Raw genomic sequence first — 20218 nt, forward strand, 5'->3', positions numbered from 1 at the left:
GGTTCGTCCTATTTTCGCTTCCCTTGAATCCTGCTGATTGCGCCGTCCGGTGCGGCATTTGTGCGCCTGTCAGAAGGTTTGGCCAAGGTTCAGCGACAGGGCCTTCTGGTTGTCGTCGTTGAAGCCGTAGCTGAAGTTCAATGGGCCCAGCGGGGTGTCGAAGCCCAGGAAGATGCTCGCGGCATTGATGTAGCCGCTGTCGAAGGCGTTGTCGTTGTTCCACACCCGCCCGCGTTCCAGTGAGCCGCCCAGGTAGAGCGGGAAATCCAGTGGCAGGTAGGAGCGTGGTGTGAGTCGGCGAAAGTACACGGCGCGGGCCAGGGTGATGTTCTGCCCGGACAGGGCGTCCTGACGGAAGCCGGACAACTGTCGTGCGCCCCCCAGGAGGAAACTGGAGGTCACGACATCGGCATTGTCCAGGGTTCGGCCATAGCGCCCTCCCAGTACGAAGGTATTGGGGCCGCTGCTCAAGGCCTTGTCGAGCTTGAACTCCCACTGGCGGTAGCGATTGTCCGAACCCAGGCTCGGTTCGAACTGGCGCAGGGTCAGGCCGATGTCTTCACCGGAGTGGGGGAAGTAGACGTTGTCCAGGGAGTCGAAGGAGTACTGCAGCTGGTAATAACCCTCATTGAAGTTCTCGCTGGGCAGGTCGTGATCGCCGATCCGCACATCGGCCTTGCCCCAGGCCTCGCCCACACCGAAACGCACTTCGCCGCTGTTGCCGATCTGCCGCCCCAGATTCAGGCCCAGGCCGTAGCGTTCCAGGCGGTATTCGGCGATCGGATCGTTATCCAGCACCGCCTCGACATTCTGCGCTTGGGCAGCGATAAACGGCGCAATGAAATAGCGTGAACCGGCATCCAAGGGTTGATAGAACTCGCTATAGATTTCCTGCCGGTCGCCGATCTGTACCCGGGTCAGCCATTCTGCACCGAGGCTGTTGATACCGTTCATGCGATAGCTGGCGCCGATGTTGAAGGCGCTGTCGCCGCGCATGTCATCGGACAGGTTCAGGCCCAGGCGCAAGTAGTCAGTGCCGCTGCGCTTGCCCCGCGCGCTGATCACCAGGGTGTTGTCCTGGCCTTTGTGCACCACGCGGTATTGCACCTGTTCGAAGAAGTCCAGGCCGTACAGGGTGCCCATGTCGGTTTCCAGGCGGCCCAGGTCCAGGGGTTCGCCGATGTGTTGGCGGATGTAGTAGCGAATGACCTCATCGCTGACCTTGGAGTCGTTCTCCACCTTGATTGCGCTGATGATCGGCGTGCGCTGGCTGGGCAGGCGCGCGGCGGCCAGTTGCGCATCCTGTGGTTGGGTCGCACGCAAGCGCGCCAGGCGGGCGTCGAGGATACGGGTGGCGCGATAACCGGCGTCGATCACCTCCTGGGCTCGACCGAAGTCGGTGACGCCGAAGCTCGACAACGACGGCTGGATCAGCACGTCGTCCTTGTGCAGCGTCGCCAATTGTTCCTCGGAATTGCGCCGGGTCATCAGGGTAATGGACTGGTTGAGCACGTCGACCACGGTGTTGAGTTGCTTGCGCGAGCGCAGCGGCGTGCCGATGTCCACCACAATGGCGATGTCGACCCCCATGTCCCGGGCGACGTCCAGGGGAATGTTGTCGGTCATGCCGCCGTCCACCAGTAGCCGGCCATCGAGCTCCACCGGCGCAAACACTGCCGGAATCGACATGCTGGCGCGGATCACCTGGGGCAGGTGGCCCTTGCGGAACACCACCTTTTCGCCGCTGGCGATGTCGGTGGCCACGGCCCGGAAGGGTATGGGCAGCTTGTCGAAATCCCGGGTATCGCTGGCGTGCGCCAGCTTGCTCTCCAGCAGTAACGCCAGGTTCTGGCCCTGGATCACCCCCAGTGGCAGGCCCAGGCTACCGTCGTCACGGAAGCTGAGTTTCTGTTTGACCAGGAAATCCCGATCGTCCTGCTTGCGCCGGAAGGGCACGTCTTCCCGGGGCGGAGCGTCGGACAGCGCTTGCCTCCAGTCGATGTTCAGGGCCAGTTTTTCCAGTTCGTCGATCTTGTAGCCCGAGGCATAGAGCCCGCCGATCACCGCGCCCATGCTGGTGCCGGCAATCGCGTCGATGCGGATGCCTTGCTCTTCCAGGGCCTTGAGTACGCCGATATGCGCCATGCCACGGGCAGCGCCTCCGGACAGCACCAGACCGATTTTCGGTCGCGGCGCTTCACTGGATTGAGCGAGCAGGGGCAGCAGGCAGAGGAACAGGCAGGACAGCAGGCGGCGCATCGTGGTTCTCGGGGACGGACGATAAAGCCGGCTATTATAGCGACGCCCTTGAACTCAGGAGTCGGCCGTACCATGACTGAACGTAAACCCGAAGTGGTCATCACCTATTGCACCCAATGCCAGTGGCTGTTGCGAGCCGCCTGGCTGGCCCAGGAGTTGCTGAGCACGTTCAGCGATGACTTGGGCAAAGTGTCTCTGGAGCCTGCTACTGGTGGCACGTTCCGCATTTCCTGCGATGGCGTGCAGATCTGGGAGCGCAAGGCCGATGGCGGTTTTCCCGAGGCCAAGGTACTCAAGCAACGGGTGCGCGACCAGATCGATCCGGAGCGCAACCTGGGCCACAACGATCGTACTCAGTGAGAGCCGGCTTCAGCCGTGGCTGCCTTGCTGGCTGAGCCCATCGACAGGCGACTTGAAACCACGATGGCAACGATGATCAAGGCTCCGCCCATCAGCATGCGCAGCGTCGGATTCTCGCCGAACAGCAGCCAGGCCACGGTAATCCCGTAGACCGGCTCCAGGGCGAAGACCACTGCCGCGGTGCGTGCCTTGATCACTGCCAGGCTGGCGACAAACAGGCTGTGGGCCAGGCCGGTGCAGAAGATTCCCAGCAGACTGATCCACAGCCAGTCCATGGCCCGGACCTGGCCAAGCTCCGGTGCCGCCACCGGTAACAGGCATAGGGCTACCACCACGTTCTGGCAGAGGGCCGCCTGCACCGCAGGAATACGTCCGGAGCTGGCGCGGTTGTTCAAGGACAGCAGGGCAAACAGCAGGCCCGACCCCACGGCCCAGAGCAAACCGGTGGTGGCCTGGCTGGCCAGATCGAAGTCCGGGGTCACCAGCACCAGGCCGATGCTCACGAGGATCACCAGCAGAGTCTCGTTAAAGCGGATTCGCTCGCGGAAGATCAGGCCTTCGAGAATCACCGTAAAGGCCGGGAAGCTGGCGAAGCCCAGGGTGGCAATGGCCACCCCGGCAACTTTTACCGCGACGAAGAAACTCACCCAGTGGCCGGCCAGCAGCAGGCCGCTGAGCAGCAGGCGCCGCCCATCGGTGGCGGCCAGTTTCTGCCAGGGGGTATTGCTGGCCAGCCGGGCAAAGACGCCCAGGGCGAGTACGGCAAAGGCTGCGCGGCCGAAGACGATGACCGCGGGCGAAGCGGCGGCGAGCTTACCGAATACACCGGTCAGGCCGAACATCAGGGCGCCGATATGCAGGGCGCCAAGGGCGGTACGCGGAGTCATCTCTATCCTTAGCCACAAGACGGGCAGTAATGGCCTTAGGCTTTGTACAAAAAGCCTTGATACTCGGTGATGCTGCGTCGAAAACGGTCTCGTGCGCGAGTCCGATCGGAATGCTCATTTACAACCCGTAAAGTCGAACGCGACCCCGGCCGTTCCTCGACTGTTTTCGCCTTGCCTGACCTTCGTCTCAACACTTTTCGTACAGAGCCTAGGCGGCAATGAGCTCAGTCTAGGGGCGGGCGACCTGTTGGTCTGTCGCGATCCTGGCGTTTTTTGTCGAGGGACTAGCGTCTGCCCCTTGGCGCAGTTGGCGCGGCGAGTGGCCGTACTGCCGCAGTATCGCTGCGGCAAAGGCACTCTGGGAGCTGTAACCCACGCGGCTGGCGATTTCGCCCATGGGCAAGGCTGATCCGCGCAACAGTTCCAGGGCCATGTGCAGGCGCCGGCGTCGTACGTATTCCATGGGGCTGGCCCCGCACTCGGCGATGAACCGTGCGTGCAGACGGGCAGCGGACAGCCCGGCGATGCGGGCCAGGTCGGCCACCTGTAAGGGGTGGGCGGCGTGACGATCGATATGGGCATTCAGGGCGGCATAGGGCAGGCGGCGCTCGCCAGGCTGGTTGTCGGCGCAATGGTTGAGGCTGGCCAGCAGCAGGACAGCGCCTTGTTGGGCAATCAAGGGGTCGTCCACCGGGCTGTCCGCCAGCCAGTTGACCAGGCGGCTCTGGCTCGGCCCCAAGACCTGATGTCGGGGCGCATCGAGCAAACGTCGGCTGGCCTCGGCATGTTCGCCCAAAGACTGTTGCACCCAGCGTTCACCAGGTATGTCCAACACCAGGCAATGGCTTCCGCTGGGGCTGCCGCAGACATGCCGGGCGCCGGCCGGTACCACCACGAAGCTCTGCTGCTGCACTTGGCTGCCCTGGCCTTCGACTTCGAACTGGAGCTGGCCACGCAGGCCGAACACCAGTTGCGCATGCTCGTGGCTGTGGGCGATCAGGTCGTGGGTGTAGTGGCGCAGGGTGAGGATAGATCCCATCACGGTCTCCTTGGCAGGCGGCCAGTGTACACCGGCGGTCGGAGGGCTCGCGTTGTCATCGCACTGCCGCATTTTTGTCATGGGCTATTAATCGCTGCGGCGCAAGCTCGCAAAAAATCCCGGAGAGCGTCCATGACCCATGCCGAACTCGCCAAGCCCAGCCGCAAGCAACGGGTACGGACCTTATGGATTTCCGATGTGCATCTGGGCACCCGGGATTGTCAGGCGGAACACCTGGCGCAGTTTCTCAAGGGGTATCAGGCCGACCGTATCTATCTGGTTGGCGACATCATCGATGGCTGGAAACTGCGGGGCGGCATGTACTGGCCCCAGGCCCATACCAACGTGATCCGCCGCTTGCTGACCATGAGCAAGCGCGGCACCGAGGTGATCTACGTCACCGGCAATCACGATGAGTTCCTGCGCCGTTACTCCAAGCTGATCCTGGGCAACATCCAACTGGTGGACGAAGCCGTGCACGTCACGGCTGACGGCCGCCATCTGCTGGTGATCCACGGTGACCAGTTCGACGTCATTACGCGATATCACCGCTGGCTGGCCTTTCTCGGCGACTCGGCCTACGAGTTCACCCTGACCCTCAATCGTTGGCTCAATCATTGGCGGGCGCGCTATGGCTACGGTTACTGGTCGCTGTCGGCCTACCTCAAGCACAAGGTCAAGACTGCGGTGAGCTTCATCAGCGACTTCGAGGAGGCCATTGCCCACGAGTGCGTCAAGCGTGAGTTGCACGGGGTGGTCTGTGGCCACATTCACCATGCCGAGATCCGTAAGGTGGGCGAGGTGGATTACCTCAATTGCGGCGATTGGGTGGAGTCCTGCACAGCCCTGATCGAGCACTGGGACGGCAGCATCGAACTCTATCGCCTGGCCGAGGCCCAGGCCCGGGAAGCCCAGCTCAAGGCCGAGCGCATGAAGATGGCGGAGCCGGCCTGAGCGATGGCTTGTCGATCAGGCTTCAGGTGGGGCTGGCCTGTTTCCATCGCCGCCTTGTACAGCGACGCTCGGGGCTGGAGTCTATGCCTGCGTCCCGTCACCACAGTGGCTGTAGGGGACGGTTTGCTGTCCGGCCGGGCCTAGAAGGGGACCTTGCCGAGAATCATGTCGCGGTACATGACGAAGTCCCCCAGCAGGCTGTACAGCGGATGCTGGAAGGTGGCCGGGCGATTTTTCTCGAAGAAGAAATGCCCGATCCAGGCAAAGCCATAGCCGGCAACCGGCAAGGCCAGCAGTAGCAGCCAGGCGCCTTTGCCGATGGCAAAGGCCAGGAGGAAGATCACCAGGCTGGTGCCGATGAAGTGCAGGCGACGGCAGGTGCTGTTGCTGTGCTCACTCAGGTAATAGGGGTAGAACTCGGCGAAGCTGTTGAACTGTCGGATGTTTTCCATGGCCGCGATCTCTGTGCTTGTTGTTCGTGAGCGGATGTTCTGCGGGGAGCTTATTTGAGTCTAGAGTCCTTGGCAGCGCTGGCCAGTGACAATAGGCGCCACTTTAGTATCCTTGTGAAATTGGCCGTAGCATGCGGCTCATCATGTAAGAAACCCTCATGAGCGAACGAACGACTTCTGCAAGCTGGGCCTTGGGAATAGTCAAGGCCCTGGAGATGGACGGCCTGGATTGCCGCGCTTTGTTCCTGCAGTTAGGGCTCGACTATGGCGCCCTCGACGACCCCGACGCACGTTTCACCCAGGACTCGATGACACGGCTCTGGCAGCGTGCGGTCGAGTTGTCCGGCAACCCGGCGATTGGCTTGAACATGGGCAAGTTGGTTCGCCCGGCGTCCTTTCATGTGGCCGGTTATGCGCTGATGTCGAGTCGCACCCTGGCAGAGGGTTTTCAGCGCCTGGTGCGTTATCAACGGATCATTGCCGAAAGTGCTGACCTGAGTTTCCGTCTTTTACCTGAGGGTTATGCGCTGATTCTGACGGTGCATGGCGATCATCTGCCCCCTACCCGGCAAAGCTCCGAAGCCTCGCTGGCTTGCGCCCTGGCCTTGTGTGGCTGGTTGACGGGGCGCGCCCTGCAGCCGCGCAAAGTGCTGTTGCAAGGGCCGCAACCGCAGGATGTGCAGCCTTACAAGGACATGTTTCATGCGCCGCTGGTGTTCGCTGCGCCTTTTGATGCGCTGATTTTCGAGCGGGCCGACATGGAAGCACCACTGCCGACTGCCAACGAGGCCATGGCCTTGTTGCACGATCGTTTCGCCGGCGAATACCTGGCACGTTTCTCCGAGAGCCGGGTGACCCACAAGGCGCGACAAGTGCTGTGCCGTCTGCTGCCGCAGGGCGAGCCCAAGCGCGAGATGGTGGCGCAGACCCTGCACTTGTCCCAGCGTACGTTGCAACGCCGCTTGCAGGAGGAGGGCACCAGCTTCCAGACCCTGCTCGATGACACCCGCCGCGAGCTGGCCGAACAGTACCTGGCGCAGCCGCGCATGACCTTGCTGGAAATTGCCTACCTGTTGGGGTTTGCCGATCCGAGCAATTTTTTCCGGGCGTTTCGTCGCTGGTTCGATGTCACGCCCGGAGAGTACCGGGCGCGGTTGCTGGCGCTGCCGGGCTCGATCAATGACGCCAGAACGCCGGAATGCACAGCACGAACACCGTGATGATTTCCAGCCGGCCCAGGAGCATGCCCAGGGACAGGATCCACTTGGCAGCGTCGGGCAGGGTGGAGAAGTTGCCCGCCGGGCCGATGGTTTCTCCCAGGCCCGGGCCCACCCCGGATACGGTGCTGGCGGCGCCGGTCAGGGCGGTCATCCAGTCCAGGCCCAGCAGCGACAGGGCGAGGGCGATCATGCAGATGGTGATCGCGAAGAAGAACGAGAAGGTCAGGATCGAGCGGACGATTTCCTCGTCCAGGCGATGGCCGTTGTACTTCTGCTTGATCACCGCCCGGGGGTGGATCAGCTGATTGAGGTTGGCCTTGAGCAGGATGTAGGCGACCTGGAAGCGGAAGATCTTGATCCCGCCCGCCGTGGACCCCGAACACCCGCCGACGAACCCCAGGTAAAAGAACAGCATCAGTGAGAAGTTGCCCCACAGGCTGTAGTCACCCAAGGCAAACCCGGTGGTGGTGACCACCGAGGTCACGTTCAGTGCTACGTGACGCAAGGCCTCCAGCCAGTGCAGGTTGGTGGTCCACCAGTACCAGGTGCCGAGCACCAGCCAGGTGACCAGGAGCATGCCCAGCAAGCCCTGGACCTGCTGATCCTTGATCAACGCTTTGCGGTTGCCCCGCAGGGTTGCCACATAGAGGGCGAAGGGCAGGCTGCCGAGGATCATCACCACCACCGCCACCCAGTGCACCGCCGGTTGCTGCCAGTTGGCCAGGGATTGGTCAGAGGTAGAGAAGCCCCCAGTGGAGATCGCCGACATGGCGTGGTTGATGGCATCGAAGATGTTCATCCCGGCCCACCAGAAGGCCAGGCTGCCGAAGATGGTGATGCCCACGTAGGTGGCGACAATCAGGCGCGCCACCATGTGCGAGCGCGGCATGACCTTTTCCGAGCGGTCCGAAGATTCGGTCTGGAACAGGCGCATGCCACCGATGCGCAGCAACGGCAGGATCGCCACCGCCATGCCGATAAAGCCGATGCCTCCCAGCCAGTGCAGCATCGAGCGCCAGATCAGGATGCCCGGGGACATGCTGTCCAGGCCGCTGAGCACGGTGGCGCCGGTGGCGGTGATGCCGGACATGCTTTCAAAGAACGAGTCGGTGTAACTGATGTGCTGGGTCAGCAGGAACGGCAGGGCGGCGAAGATACACACCACCACCCAGCTGGAGACCGTCAGCAGGTACATGTCCCGGGGGCGCAGGTGAATGTGTTCGGGACGGCCAGGAATCACCAGAGCCAGGCCGGCGATGAAGGTGATCATGCTGGCCCAGAGGAAGGACGGCAGGTCGCCGGTGCGTTCGAAGATCACCAGTGTCGCCATCGGCACCACCATGGCGATGGCCAGGGTGATGAGGAAGATGCCGATAATGAAACCAATGATCCTTAAGGTCGGCAACGCCATGTGTTCCGCTCGGGCTGGTATGAGAAGGGCGCCCATTCTACCTGCGGTGCAGGGCATGTAAACCGGCACCCGGCCGGCAGATACCGCTAGAATAGCCGGACATTTTTTTCAGGAGGTGGCCGATGGAGGCTCTCGACGCTTTGCTCAACCGTGTTTCCGTGCCGCGCTTGGTGGAGCCAGCCCCCACGGCGCAGCAACGCGAAGCACTGTTCGCTGCCGCCTTGCGGGCGCCGGATCACGGGCAACTGCGCCCTTGGCGCTTTCTCACCGTTGAAGGCGAAGCCCGTGACCAGTTGGGCGAACTGCTGGTCGAAGCGGTACAACTGCAAGGCGGCGAAGTGACTCAGGCCGCGTTGGACAAGGCTCGGGCCATGCCGCTGCGTGCACCGCTGGTGGTCGTGGTCGTGGCACGGCTGCAGGAGCATTTCAAGGTGCCCAAGTCCGAGCAATTGCTGGCGGCGGGCTGTGCAGCCCACGGTATTTTGCTGGCAGCCTATGCCCAGGGTATCGGCGCGGTATGGCGCACGGGCGAGTTGTCCTATTCGCCCCATGTGGCCAAGGGACTGGGCCTGGCGGACGGCGAAGAGATCATCGCCTTCCTTTACCTGGGCACGCCGCTGAACGAACCGCGGGTCGCACCGAAAGTCGACACCGCCGAGTTCGTCAGCGCCTGGACCGCCAGGGCCTGATTATCCCCTTCGAAAGCTGAGTACCTTGCGGGCAAGCCCGCTGCTGTCGAACCTCGCAGCAGCGGCTTGCCCGCGTTGCATTCAGGCCTGCACCACGGCTCCCGGGACCAGGGGCAGCTCCAGCGTGGCGATGAATCCGCCCAGGGGATGGTTGCCCAGTATCAGGCTGCCGCCGTGGCGTTCCGCTGCGCGGCGGGCGATGGCCAGCCCCAGGCCATGGCCTGGAGCACTCTGCCCTGGGGCGCGGAAGAACGGCTCTCCCAGTTGTCGCAAGTGCTCGGCATCCACGCCAGGACCATGGTCGCGCACGCTGATCTGGATCTTCTCGCCCTGGCGCAGGGCCGTGACTTCGATCGGTTGCCCGGCAGGATTGAAGCGCTGGGCGTTGCGCAGCAGGTTGTCCACCGCCCGTTCAAGCATGGTCGGCCAGCCCCGCAGGCTCAGCTGCGTTTGGGCAGTGATCTGGACCTGCTGCTCGGGACAGGCCAGTTGCGCGTCTTTTTGCAGGGCCTGCAACAAGGCGTTGAGGTCGACCTCTTCGGCGCTGGCGTTGTCCGCATCGACCCGAGCCAGCACCAGGATCTCGCTGATCAGCGCCTCCAGACGATCACATTCCCGTGTCAGGCGTGGCCAGAGTCTCTCCCGTTCTTCGGGGGCGGCGCGCTCCGCCAGTGCCAGGGCAATACGCAGGCGCGCCAGGGGCGAACGCAGTTCGTGGGAGACATCCCTGAGCAGTTGGCGCTGGCTGCCGATCAGGCTCTGCAGGCGTGAACCCATGCGGTTGAAGTCTCGGGCCAGCACGCCGAACTCGTCACGGCGATTGGCCAGGCGCGCCAGGCTGTTCTGCTGATAGGTGGCCTGGCCCAGGTCGTGTACCGCGCCGCGCAGGCGGCTCAAGGGGCGGGTGATGGACAGGGTCACCAGCAGGCTGAACAGGGTCAGCACCACCAGGGCAATGGCCAGGGCGCTGAGGGGCCAGGTCAGGCTGTCGCGATGCCAGGCATCCAGTTCCGGATGGGGGATGCGGTAGATGAACAGGTAGGTGTCGCCGGTGGTCGGGCTGGTGTATTCCGCTGTCAGGCGGCGCCAGGGCAGGTGGCGGTCATCGTTGTTCTGCCGGGCTTCGAAGGCAGCCGCGCGGCGCGGGAAAGTCCCGCGTACCACCGGGTCGCCGCTCTCGTTGAGTACCTGAACATCGATGTGGTACTGGCGCTTGCGCTGCTGGAGGATGTCCTGGGCGGCGTCTTCGCCCTGGGTCTCGTAGGTTTGCGTCCACTGCGCGGTGAGGCTGTTGAGCCCCGGATGGCGGCTGAGAATCCAGGCGTCCTGGTTGAGCATGTGCCCAAGCAGGATCGACAGTCCTGCAACCAGGGTGATGGCCAGCCAGAAACTGGCCAGGATGCGCCAGAACAATGAACGCACAGGAACTCCTCGAACGCGAAAGCCCAGTGGGGGAGGCCACTGGGCTATTAGGGTGAACGCTAACGCATTATTGCGCTTTTTGCGGTTGTTGCGCTTTCCAGGCCTTGAACTGGGCCCATTCGGCGCGACGTTCCTCTTGTTTCTTGACGATGGCGTCGAACTCTTTCTGTTGTTCGGGCTTGAGCAGGGCGCGGATGTCGGCCTGGGTTTTCTGCTGTTTGGCGGCCAGTTCATCCTTCATGGCTTTCTGGTCGGCCGGCGAGAGTTTCTCCAGGTACTTTTCCACCACGGCCTTGCGGTCGTGCATTTGCTCGCCCATCAGTTTGCCGATCTGCTGACGCTGTTCACGGCTCAGGTCCAGTTCGCTGAAGGGGCCTTTGCCGCGCATGTGTTCGCTGTGCCGAGGGCCGTCCATCGGACCCATCGGGCCGTTGCCTTCAGGCATGGCCATGGCCACGGTTGGCAGGGCGGCGGCGAACATCAGGGCGATCAGGGTCTTGCGCATGGTGTGTCTCCTTGTCTCATTCCCGGTAAGTTCCGGATGAGTTCAGGTTACCCAGATCAAGGTCAGCGGCAGTCAGCGGAGGGTAAAGCTTGGGTAAAGAAGGTATTTCCGGGCCCTGACAAATGCGTCAGGGCACATTGCAATCACAGGCTGTAGTAATAACCGCGGCTGCGCAGGGCGACGATTCGTGGGCGGCCGTCGGGGTGGGGGCCGATCTTCTTGCGCAGGTTGCTGACGTGCATGTCCAGGCTGCGGTCATAGAGGGTCAGTTTTCGGCCCAGGGCGATCTGCGCCAGCTCCTGCTTGTCCAGGGGCTCGCCAGGCTGCTTGAGCAGGGCTTCCAGCAGGCGACTTTCGGAAACGGTCAGGGCGATGTCCTGATCGTCGATGTTGACCACGCCGCGCACTGGGCTGAAGCACAGATCGCCCAGCTCCATCTGGCTGGAGGCTGCCACCGGGTGGCTGCGGCGCAGCACGGCGCGCAAGCGGGCGGTGAGTTCGCGAGGGTCGCAAGGCTTGGCCAGATAGTCGTCGGCGCCCAGTTCCAGGCCAAGGATACGGTCCAGGGGCTCGCCACGGGCCGAGAGCATCAGTACCGGCAGGTCGGGGTGGTCGTTGCGCAGTTGCTTGAGCAGCTCCAGGCCGCTGCCGTCGGGCAGCATCACGTCCAGGACTACGGCAGCCGGGGCCATTTCCGACAAGGCCCGGCGTGCACTCAGGCCATCGTGGCAGGCCCGCACTTGAAAGCCTTCCTGGCCGAGCCAGCTGCTCAGGAGCTCGCACAGCTCCTGGTCGTCATCAATCAGTAACAGGTCGCTCATGAATCACTCAATTTAGCCATTGTCGACGCTTGCGATGTCCGCCACTGGCAAAGATACCGCAGAGCAGGGCGATGAGGGCCACGCCGCCGCCGGTGACGAACCATTGCTGCTGGTCGGTCAGCAGGCGTGGCGCCGGGTTGGCCTGGGCCTCTTTGAGTTGCAGCTTGAGGCGCTGGTTCTCCTGGCGCAAGCGGGTCAGCTGCGGGCTTTCCCGTTCGGCATCGGCACTCTGCAGTTGTTTGCTCAGCTCTTCACGCAGGCGTTCGCTTTCTTTCAAGCGTTGCTGCAACTCGGTGATCTGACTGCCGGCGCTCAGGGACAGCGGCGTGGAATGGCCGGTTTCCTGGGTTTCCTCGGCAAGGGCCGGAGCCCCGATCGACAACATGACCAACAGCAGGCACAGCGGACCTTGGCGCATCGAAACTCCTGATTCCAATCGAGTGTTGGGCAGGTTGTCGGCCGTCAAACGAGAATAATGAGCGATTGAGAACGCGATGAACCGTGAAGGTTCATCGCGTCAGGGAGGATTTACGGCATCGATTGCCTGAACGGCTTGACCTGCACATGGGCATAGACGCCGGAGGTCACGAAGGGGTCGGCGTCGGCCCAGGCTTGGGCGGCGCTCAGGGAGTCGAACTCGGCGACGATCAGGCTGCCGGTGAAGCCGGCGGCGCCAGGGTCATTGCTGTCGATCGCCGGGTGTGGGCCGGCCAGCACCACACGCCCTTGGTCCTTGAGCACTTGCAGCCGTTCCAGGTGCGCCGGCCGGTTGGCCAGACGTTTTTCCAGGGAGTTGGCGACGTCTGTGGCAATGATTGCGTAAAGCATGTCAGTCCTCGGTTTTCGGGGTAGTGGGATCAGCGTCATGCAGGTGGCGCGACAGGTAGACGCCCTGGCCCACCAGGAACAATACAGTCATGCCCAGGCTGCCGAAGACCTTGAAGTCGACCCAGATGCTCTGGAAGGTGAAGGCGACGAACAGGTTGGCGGCGCCGCAGAACAGGAAGAAGGCGATCCAGGCGATGTTCAGGCGGGTCCACACCGGGTCCGGCAAGGTCAGGGCATGGCCCATGATGCGCTTGATCAACAGGCGATCGCCGATGAAGTGGCTGCCGGCAAAGGCCAGGGCGAATAGCCAGTTGACCACCGGCGCCTTCCATTTAAGGAAGGTTTCGCTATGGAAGGCCAGGGTCAGGCTGCCAAAGACCAGGCAGGCAATCAGGGTCAGCCATTGGCTTTTTTCCAGTTTGCGCTGGGAAATGAACAGTGCGCCGTAAACCACCAGGGAGCTGATGATCAGTACTGCGGTGGCGCTGTAGATACCGCCCACGCTGACTTCGTGACCGGCAAGGTCGACGATCCGGGGATCGATTTTGTAGACGATGAAAAACAGGAACAGCGGGATGAAGTCGATGAATTGTTTCACAGTGGCAGCCAGAAGCAGGATGTGGCGGCATAATAACAAACATCCTTGGTAGCGAAAGCGCCAGCTGACTTGAGGTTTTATCGTCCTGTGAATGTTGATTTGCACTGCCATAGCACGGCCTCCGACGGCGCCCTGGCGCCTGCGGTCCTGGTTGCGCGTGCGTACGAGAGAGGCGTGCGAATCCTGTCCTTGACCGACCACGACACCCTCGAAGGCCTGGCGGAGGCCCGTCAGGCAGCGGCGCAACTGGGCATGCAGTTGGTCAACGGCGTCGAGCTGTCCTGCACCTGGGGCGGCGCCACTATTCATGTGCTGGGCTACGGATTCGACACCCAGGCCCCGGCTCTGGTGGCGGCCATCGACAAACTGCACGAGGGGCGCTGGCTGCGCTCCGAGGAGATCAGCCGCAAGCTGGCCCTCAAGGGCATGCCCGGGGCGCTGGAAGGCGCCAGGGCGATCCAGCAGGAGTTGGGGGACAGTGGCAATGCCCCGGCGCGGCCGCACTTTGCCGACTATCTGGTACGTGCCGGTTTTGTGAAGGATCGTGCCGAAGCTTTTCGCAAATGGCTGGGGGCGGGAAAGCTGGGGGACGTCAAACAGCATTGGCCGACACTGGAAGACACCGTCGGCACCCTTCGCGAGGCGGGGGCCTGGGTCAGTCTGGCCCATCCCTGGCATTACGATTTCACCCGCAGCAAGCGCCGCCGCTTGATTGCCGACTATATTCAAGCCGGCGGCCATGCAATCGAAGTAGTCAATGGCCACCAACCTGCAGAGCAAGTGGGCAGTTTGGCTATCCTTGCTCGTGAATTCGGACTGCTGGTCAGCGCTGGCAGTGACTTTCATGGCCCAGGAGGCTGGTCCGAGATCGGCGAGTATCGTCCGGTTCCGGAGGACCTGCCGCCACTTTGGTGTCGGTTCAAACATGAGCCAATTATTGCCGCCTGAACAGGTAGAGACAGTGAGTCAATTTTTCCAGATCCACCCGGAAAACCCACAGCCACGTCTGATCAAACAGGCCGTCGAGATCATTCGCGGCGGTGGCGTGGTGATTTATCCCACGGATTCGTCCTACGCCGTTGCCTGCCAGATGGGTGACAAGGGCGCGATCGAACGAGTGCGGCGCTTGCGTCAACTGGACGACAAGCACAACTTTGCGCTGATCTGCAGTGACCTGTCGCAGTTGGGGCTGTTCGCCAAGATCGATACCGGCACTTTCCGCCTGCTCAAGGCCCATGTGCCGGGGCCTTACACCTTCATTCTCAATGCCACCCGGGAAGTCCCGCGCCTGCTGCTGCACCCCAAGCGCCGCACCATCGGCCTGCGGGTGCCGAGCAATCCTATTGCCCTGGCGCTGCTGGCCGAGCTGGGTGAGCCACTGATGAGCGTCAGCCTGATCATGCCCGGCGATACCGAGGCTCTGAGCGACCCCTATGAAATGCGCCAGCTACTGGAGCATCAGGTGGACCTGATCATCGACGGCGGCTTTGGCAGCACCGAGTCCTCCACGGTGATCAGCCTGGCCGATGGTGAACCGGAAGTGATTCGCGTCGGTTGCGGCGACCCTGCGCCGTTCATGGCCGAGGCCTAGATGTCCGTACTGGAAACCGTCGACGAGCAGGCCGGCGCCCAACAGGAGCTGCCATTCGCCATGGTCTACGGCCAGGCGGTCATGGAAATGCCCCTGGACCTGTACATCCCCCCGGATGCCTTGGAGGTCTTCCTCGAAGCCTTTGAAGGCCCGTTGGACCTGCTGCTGTACCTGATCCGCAAACAGAACATCAACATCCTCGACATCCCGGTGGCGGAAATCACCCGCCAGTACATGGGCTATGTGGAGTTGATGCAGTCGGTGCGCCTGGAGCTGGCCGCCGAGTACCTGGTGATGGCGGCGATGCTGGCCGAGATCAAATCGCGGATGCTGCTGCCGCGCTCTGCTGAGATCGAGGAAGAAGAGGATGATCCCCGGGCCGAGTTGATTCGCCGCCTGCAGGAGTACGAACGCTTCAAGGCGGCTGCCGAAGGCATCGACGGCCTGAGCCGGGTCGGCCGCGACGTGGTGGTGCCCAAGCTCGATGCTCCTGAGGCCCGGGCGCGCAAGCTGCTGCCGGATGTGGCCCTGGAAGAGTTGCTGATGTCCATGGCCGAGGTGCTGCGCCGTGGTGACATGTTCGAAAGCCATCAGGTCAGCCGCGAGGCCTTGTCCACTCGCGAACGCATGAGTGATGTGCTGGAGCGGCTCAAAGGCGGTGGCTTCGTGCCCTTTGTCGAGCTGTTCACCGCAGAAGAGGGACGCCTGGGGGTGGTGGTGACCTTTATGGCGATCCTCGAACTGGTCAAGGAATCCCTGGTCGAGCTGGTGCAGAATGAGCCCTTTGCGGCCATCCACGTACGGGCGCGAGCCGAATAACGAGCTTAAATCATGAATTTGAATGAACCCCGCGAGCTGGCGCCCCTGCTCGAAGCCTTTCTGTTGGCCTCGGGAAAACCCCAGTCCCTGGAGCGCCTGTTCGAGCTCTTCGAAGAAGCCGAGCGACCGGACCCGGCCGTCTTCAAGAAGGCCCTGACCCTGCTGGGAAAATCCTGCGAAGGGCGGGCTTTCGAGCTAAAGGAAGTGGCTTCCGGCTATCGCCTGCAGATCCGTGAAAAGTTCGCGCCCTGGGTCGGCCGCCTGTGGGAAGAGCGGCCCCAGCGTTACTCCCGTGCCCTGCTGGAGACCATGGCCCTGATTGCCTACCGCCAGCCGATTACCCGGGGCGAGATCGAGGATGTGCGCGGCGTGGCGGTCAACAGCAACATCGTCAAGACCCTGCTCGAACGCGAGTGGATTCGGGTGGTGGGTTACCGCGATGTGCCGGGCAAACCGGCGATGTTCGCCACCACCAAGGCGTTTCTCGACCATTTCAACCTGAAGAACCTCGATGACCTGCCGCCCCTGGCCGAGTTGCGGGAGATCGAGGCCGAGCCGGTGCTGGAGTTCGACGATGCGCCGGTGCCCGAGCACCTGCAGCAGTTGGCCGATGCCAGCGCCGAGCCTGAGGAACCCAAGGAAGAAACCAGCTTCCATAGCCTGCTGCTGGAGCTGGACTCCATGGAGGAGGGAATCAAGACCGACTTCGACGACCTGCATCGTGATGGCGCGGTTGAGCCAGAGAACCCGGAGCCGGTGTTCGATCAGCCTGAGGGGCAAACCGAGGCAGCCGTCGCTGATGACAACTCTGATGACACCGATGAACTTGCGGTCGAGCCCGAAGAGGAGCCGCTGCTTGACGCCGAGGACGATGTACTGGGCGTTGCCGAGGCCCGAGCCAAGTTGCTGGCTGCCGTTGCGGCCCTGGAGCCTTCGGCACCCGACTTGAGTGAAGAAGAGGCCGAAGCCCTGGCCCTGGCCGAAGCGATCGAAAACGAACGCCGTCTGCTGGACGACTGACCGTAGCTGGCTGGCCAGTGAAGGTGTCGGCCGGTTGGGTGCAAGGCGTGTGGGCCTGTTCGCCGGCAAGCCGGCTTGTGCAGAAGGGGCGCCGGTGGGCGGAAAAAAGCCTGGGCGGCGACTTATCAACTAGTCTGTGATGCGCAACTGCCGCCATGAGCGTATGATTTGCCCCCCTTTGGCGATCCCTTCGCCAGAGAACCTGTTTTCACGTCTTCAGGCCGCTCTAGCCTGAAGCGATACACCGGGAGGTGCCCAGATGAGCGATAACGATCAGAACGACCAGGAAATCCGTCCAGCCGGCGAGAAGCTGCAGAAAGTCCTCGCCCGCATTGGCGTCGGCTCGCGCCGCGACGTCGAGTCCTGGATCAGCCAGGGCCGGATCAAGGTCAACGGCAAAGAGGCCACCCTGGGCCTGCGCGTCGACCTGCATGACGCCATTTCCATCGATGGCAAGGTGATCAAGCGCGAAGAGGCCGCCGAATCGGTGCGCCGCGTGATCATGTACAACAAGCCCGACGGCGAGATCTGCACCCGTGACGACCCGGAAGGCCGTCCGACCGTGTTCGACAAGCTGCCGCGTCCGCGGGAGGGCCGCTGGATCAACATCGGCCGCCTGGACATCAACACCACCGGCTTGCTGATGTTCACCACCGACGGTGAGCTGGCCAACCGCCTGATGCACCCGTCCTACGAAATGGACCGCGAGTACGCAGTGCGTGTGCGTGGTGAAGTCGACGACGAGATGATCGAGCGCCTGAAGGCGGGCGTCATGCTCGAAGACGGCCCGGCCAAGTTCACCGATATCCAGCAGGCGCCCGGTGGCGAAGGTTTCAACCACTGGTACCACTGTGTGGTGATGGAAGGCCGCAACCGTGAAGTGCGTCGCTTGTGGGAGTCCCAGGGCCTGGTGGTGAGCCGACTGAAGCGCGTGCGTTTCGGCCCGGTGTTCCTCAACTCCGACCTGCCCATGGGGCGCTGGCGCGAAATGAGCCAGTACGAAGTCGACGTGCTCAGCGCCGAAGTCGGCCTGACGCCGGTGGCGCTGCCACAGCTCAACGCCAAGTCCAAGGACAAGCTGGAGCGCATGCAGCGTAAATCCTCGCGTCCGGTAGGCAAAAGCGAGCGTGTACGCACCCTGCGTCCGGCCAATGGCGCACCGGCCAATCCGCGGGTGTCCCGCGAGCCGCAGATCGAAGGCGAGCGTCCAGGGCGCAAGCCGGCGGCCCGTCAGGATGGCGAGCGCGCGCCACGTGCACCGCGTCCGACAAGCGGCCGTGGTACTCCAGTAGCCGAGCGTCCGGCGGACACCAAGCGTCCAGCCAAGCCGGCACCGAAGTCCAAGCGCCCAAGCCTGGTGCTGGACAAGGACGCACCGTCCGGCAAGCGCCGTGGCGCCCCGGCCGGTAGCGGCCAGCGTCCTGGCTTCGGTCGTCGCAAGCCGGAATAAGCCTCGGCCCGCAGACAAAAAACGCCAACCTTCGGGTTGGCGTTTTTTTTGCCCGGTGTTTTGTAGGAGCCGGCTTGCCAGCGAATAGGCTCTCAAGCCTTGGGCAAGGCTCATGATCGCCTTAGCCGGCAAGTCGGTTCCTGCATCAAGGAGGGTTAAAAGGCGAACTGGCCGTCGAACACTGGTTTGTTGTCCACCGTCAGCACGCCGGCGCTGAAGATCAGGTCCAGGTGGTGGCTGCCCTTGGCTCCACCTCCCAGCCCCAGATGCAGGCCGCAATGACGCTCTTCAAAGCCGGAGTTGCGTCCGTACAAGGACTTGATGCCTTCGTTGGTGCCGATCCCCAGCTCTTCGATGCGTCGGTTCGACGGGTTGGCGTCCAGGTACTTGTTGAAGTCATTGGCCAGTCCGGGCACCTGGGTGGCGACCTGGCGGATGCTGGAGTTCTCGATCCACAGCTCCAGCGGAGTCTGCAGCACCCCGTATTTGCGAGCAAAGGGGATGGTGCTGAGGAAGGTGCCGAGGAATTTCACATGGCCATTGATTGCATCGCTGTGGGTGGCGATCTCACCCGGTGCCAGGTCGTAATTGCCCACGCCGTTGATGTCGGTCCACTTCTTCACGCTGTTCAGGGGCGCCTCGAAATACGAGCCCTGGGGATCGCTGAAGCTCAGGGTGCTGGCGTGGGACAGGCGCCGGATCAAAGTGGCGTTGAGGTCGGCGATACGTTGTGGCTCGACGCTGAAGGTGTCGTAGAAATAGTCGCCGTAATCCTTGAACAGCAGGGACTTCTTCCAGTGTTCGGCCATCAGGCCATGCAGGGGGCGGAGGAATTCCGGGCCATCGGGGCGTGGCTGGGGCAGGGTCGAGGAGTCGTAGAAGAAGATGTACAGGTCACAGTCGATGATCGCCTGGGCGAGGCGTTCGGCCGGCTCCAGGTCCAGGCGCAGGGCGCTGACAGTCAGGGGTGTGGCCTGGCGCGATTGTTCGATGATGGCGTTGGCCATGGCCTGGTAGTCGGCGGTATGGCCGATCACCACATTCAATGCTTGGGCACCGCTCAAGGCCGGATGGCGTTCGAGGTAGTACAGGAAATGGCGGATGGCGCGGGTCTGGTCCATAAAACCTCCCTGGAGGACAAAGGTGACCGGGGCAGGCGCGAGGCCTGCTCCGGTCCGGGCGCCTTACATCGGCCACATCGCCGTGCCGAACGGCACCACCGCCTCGGCCTGCATCATTTCCACGGCCGCATCGTGGGTTGCCGCTTCGAACCAATCGTCCAGTTGCAGTTCGGTTTCCAGGTCTTGTTCCAGTGTTTGCATGGTGACTCTCCTAGATGACATAGGGCACAGCAGTCCATTGGCGGAACGGATCAACAGCGGCGAACGGGATGGTTGCGAGGGCTGCTTATCCACTCCTCGTACTTGTCGGATGAGGCATCCGGCAAGTGGCTGGAAACCTAGTTCAGGGGATTTTGAAGTGCAAAAAAATAATTAGATTATTTTCTACTGAACTTTATTTTCTATTTTAAGGGCGGAAATTTATCACCTGAAAACAAAAAGCTAAGGCTTTTTCCGATGTGGGATGGCGTGCGCGTCAATTTGCAGTCGCCGCGCTGGTTGATCTGGTTTGGCAAATTCACGTTACGCACTGTAAAGAAAGTATTACGAAATCCTCCGTGTTTCGCCCTGAATCGGCCAAGGTCCGGACGCTGTAAGGAAAAGCTGCCGCCGGGCATCGGTTAATCCGCTCGCCAGAGCTCTGGCCCGCTTGTTCCAGGGCGCCAAGGCAGGTGAGATGCACACCTGCCTGCGTACAGGTGCATAACAAGAAGGAGGCGCAATGAACGCCGTAACCGACTTTCACCGACACCCTTCGAAGGGCGATGGTCAT

General features: G+C 62.4%; 22 protein-coding genes. 9 read left to right on the forward strand and 13 right to left on the reverse strand.

Going from position 1 to position 20218, the window contains the following annotated elements:
* Positions 1–69 precede the first annotated feature (69 nt).
* Positions 70–2259: a patatin-like phospholipase family protein gene (locus LOY69_RS07945; RefSeq protein WP_102864081.1), complete on the reverse strand. Its 2190-nt coding sequence runs from the start codon at positions 2257–2259 to the stop codon at positions 70–72.
* Between the two features lie 72 nt (positions 2260–2331).
* Here LOY69_RS07945 and LOY69_RS07950 point away from each other — a divergent pair, with 72 nt between their 5' ends.
* The gene (locus LOY69_RS07950; protein WP_102864080.1) at positions 2332–2619 is read left to right on the forward strand and encodes a SelT/SelW/SelH family protein; all 288 of its coding nucleotides are present in this window, start codon (positions 2332–2334) and stop codon (positions 2617–2619) included.
* Here LOY69_RS07950 and LOY69_RS07955 read toward each other — a convergent pair.
* The gene (locus LOY69_RS07955) at positions 2613–3506 is read right to left on the reverse strand and encodes a DMT family transporter (protein ID WP_265074360.1); all 894 of its coding nucleotides are present in this window, start codon (positions 3504–3506) and stop codon (positions 2613–2615) included. The genes LOY69_RS07950 and LOY69_RS07955 overlap by 7 nt on opposite strands.
* A gap of 229 nt (positions 3507–3735) precedes the next feature.
* The gene (locus LOY69_RS07960; RefSeq protein WP_265074361.1) at positions 3736–4545 is read right to left on the reverse strand and encodes a helix-turn-helix transcriptional regulator; all 810 of its coding nucleotides are present in this window, start codon (positions 4543–4545) and stop codon (positions 3736–3738) included.
* 132 nt (positions 4546–4677) lie between these two features.
* On the opposite strand from LOY69_RS07960, the gene LOY69_RS07965 reads away from it, so the two are divergent.
* Positions 4678–5499 (forward strand): UDP-2,3-diacylglucosamine diphosphatase, encoded by an 822-nt coding sequence (locus LOY69_RS07965; RefSeq protein WP_110595139.1) that lies wholly within the window; start codon positions 4678–4680, stop codon positions 5497–5499.
* Between the two features lie 140 nt (positions 5500–5639).
* On the opposite strand, the gene LOY69_RS07970 is transcribed toward LOY69_RS07965, so the two are convergent.
* Positions 5640–5951: a DUF962 domain-containing protein gene (locus LOY69_RS07970; protein WP_102878828.1), complete on the reverse strand. Its 312-nt coding sequence runs from the start codon at positions 5949–5951 to the stop codon at positions 5640–5642.
* A 158-nt stretch (positions 5952–6109) separates the two neighbouring features.
* Here LOY69_RS07970 and LOY69_RS07975 point away from each other — a divergent pair, with 158 nt between their 5' ends.
* The gene (locus tag LOY69_RS07975) at positions 6110–7171 is read left to right on the forward strand and encodes an AraC family transcriptional regulator (RefSeq protein WP_265074362.1); all 1062 of its coding nucleotides are present in this window, start codon (positions 6110–6112) and stop codon (positions 7169–7171) included.
* On the opposite strand, the gene LOY69_RS07980 is transcribed toward LOY69_RS07975, so the two are convergent.
* Complete coding sequence (locus tag LOY69_RS07980; RefSeq protein WP_102864075.1) at positions 7128–8582, reverse strand: TrkH family potassium uptake protein; 1455 nt, start codon at positions 8580–8582, stop codon at positions 7128–7130. The genes LOY69_RS07975 and LOY69_RS07980 overlap by 44 nt on opposite strands.
* Before the next feature lie 122 nt (positions 8583–8704).
* On the opposite strand from LOY69_RS07980, the gene LOY69_RS07985 reads away from it, so the two are divergent.
* Positions 8705–9271 carry a nitroreductase family protein gene (locus LOY69_RS07985; protein WP_102864074.1) on the forward strand — a complete coding sequence of 189 codons (567 nt, stop codon included), beginning with the start codon at positions 8705–8707 and terminating at the stop codon, positions 9269–9271.
* An 81-nt stretch (positions 9272–9352) separates the two neighbouring features.
* Here LOY69_RS07985 and LOY69_RS07990 read toward each other — a convergent pair whose 3' ends face one another.
* The 6 genes from LOY69_RS07990 to LOY69_RS08015 form a co-directional block, all read right to left on the reverse strand.
* Complete coding sequence (locus tag LOY69_RS07990; RefSeq protein WP_265074363.1) at positions 9353–10693, reverse strand: sensor histidine kinase; 1341 nt, start codon at positions 10691–10693, stop codon at positions 9353–9355.
* A gap of 67 nt (positions 10694–10760) precedes the next feature.
* The gene (locus LOY69_RS07995; RefSeq protein ID WP_102864072.1) at positions 10761–11198 is read right to left on the reverse strand and encodes a Spy/CpxP family protein refolding chaperone; all 438 of its coding nucleotides are present in this window, start codon (positions 11196–11198) and stop codon (positions 10761–10763) included.
* Between the two features lie 143 nt (positions 11199–11341).
* Positions 11342–12019, reverse strand: a complete 678-nt coding sequence (locus tag LOY69_RS08000; protein ID WP_102878830.1) for a response regulator transcription factor — start codon at positions 12017–12019, stop codon at positions 11342–11344.
* Positions 12020–12026: 7 nt separating this feature from the next.
* The gene (locus tag LOY69_RS08005) at positions 12027–12437 is read right to left on the reverse strand and encodes a translation initiation factor 2 (RefSeq protein ID WP_102864070.1); all 411 of its coding nucleotides are present in this window, start codon (positions 12435–12437) and stop codon (positions 12027–12029) included.
* A 110-nt stretch (positions 12438–12547) separates the two neighbouring features.
* Positions 12548–12847: a YciI family protein gene (locus tag LOY69_RS08010; protein WP_102864069.1), complete on the reverse strand. Its 300-nt coding sequence runs from the start codon at positions 12845–12847 to the stop codon at positions 12548–12550.
* Between the two features lies 1 nt (position 12848).
* A complete protein-coding gene (locus tag LOY69_RS08015; protein WP_102864068.1) occupies positions 12849–13445 on the reverse strand; it encodes a septation protein A in 597 nt (198 codons plus the stop codon).
* Between the two features lie 87 nt (positions 13446–13532).
* On the opposite strand from LOY69_RS08015, the gene LOY69_RS08020 reads away from it, so the two are divergent.
* The 5 genes from LOY69_RS08020 (at position 13533) to rluB (ending at position 18325) form a co-directional block, all read left to right on the forward strand.
* Positions 13533–14393, forward strand: coding sequence for a PHP domain-containing protein (locus LOY69_RS08020; RefSeq protein ID WP_102864067.1), 861 nt, complete (start codon positions 13533–13535; stop codon positions 14391–14393).
* 13 nt (positions 14394–14406) lie between these two features.
* Positions 14407–15036, forward strand: a complete 630-nt coding sequence (locus LOY69_RS08025; RefSeq protein ID WP_102864113.1) for an L-threonylcarbamoyladenylate synthase — start codon at positions 14407–14409, stop codon at positions 15034–15036.
* 120 nt (positions 15037–15156) lie between these two features.
* Positions 15157–15855, forward strand: coding sequence for a segregation and condensation protein A (locus LOY69_RS08030; protein ID WP_170001339.1), 699 nt, complete (start codon positions 15157–15159; stop codon positions 15853–15855).
* Positions 15856–15867: 12 nt separating this feature from the next.
* Positions 15868–16875 carry an SMC-Scp complex subunit ScpB gene (gene scpB, locus LOY69_RS08035; protein ID WP_265074364.1) on the forward strand — a complete coding sequence of 336 codons (1008 nt, stop codon included), beginning with the start codon at positions 15868–15870 and terminating at the stop codon, positions 16873–16875.
* A gap of 259 nt (positions 16876–17134) precedes the next feature.
* Positions 17135–18325, forward strand: a complete 1191-nt coding sequence (rluB, locus tag LOY69_RS08040) for a 23S rRNA pseudouridine(2605) synthase RluB (RefSeq protein WP_265074365.1) — start codon at positions 17135–17137, stop codon at positions 18323–18325.
* A 155-nt stretch (positions 18326–18480) separates the two neighbouring features.
* Here the strand turns inward: rluB and LOY69_RS08045 are convergent, their stop codons facing one another.
* Both LOY69_RS08045 and LOY69_RS08050 read right to left on the reverse strand, forming a co-directional pair.
* Entirely contained in the window at positions 18481–19446 is a 966-nt protein-coding gene (locus LOY69_RS08045) for a leucyl aminopeptidase (protein ID WP_110595143.1), read from the reverse strand.
* A 63-nt stretch (positions 19447–19509) separates the two neighbouring features.
* On the reverse strand, positions 19510–19647 hold the full coding sequence (locus LOY69_RS08050; protein ID WP_162884115.1) for a hypothetical protein: 138 nt from the start codon (positions 19645–19647) through the stop codon (positions 19510–19512).
* Between the last annotated feature and the right edge of the window lie 571 nt (positions 19648–20218).

Origin of the sequence: Pseudomonas sp. B21-059 (assembly GCF_026016285.1) — a bacterium.
GTDB classification, from domain to species: domain Bacteria; phylum Pseudomonadota; class Gammaproteobacteria; order Pseudomonadales; family Pseudomonadaceae; genus Aquipseudomonas; species Aquipseudomonas danubii.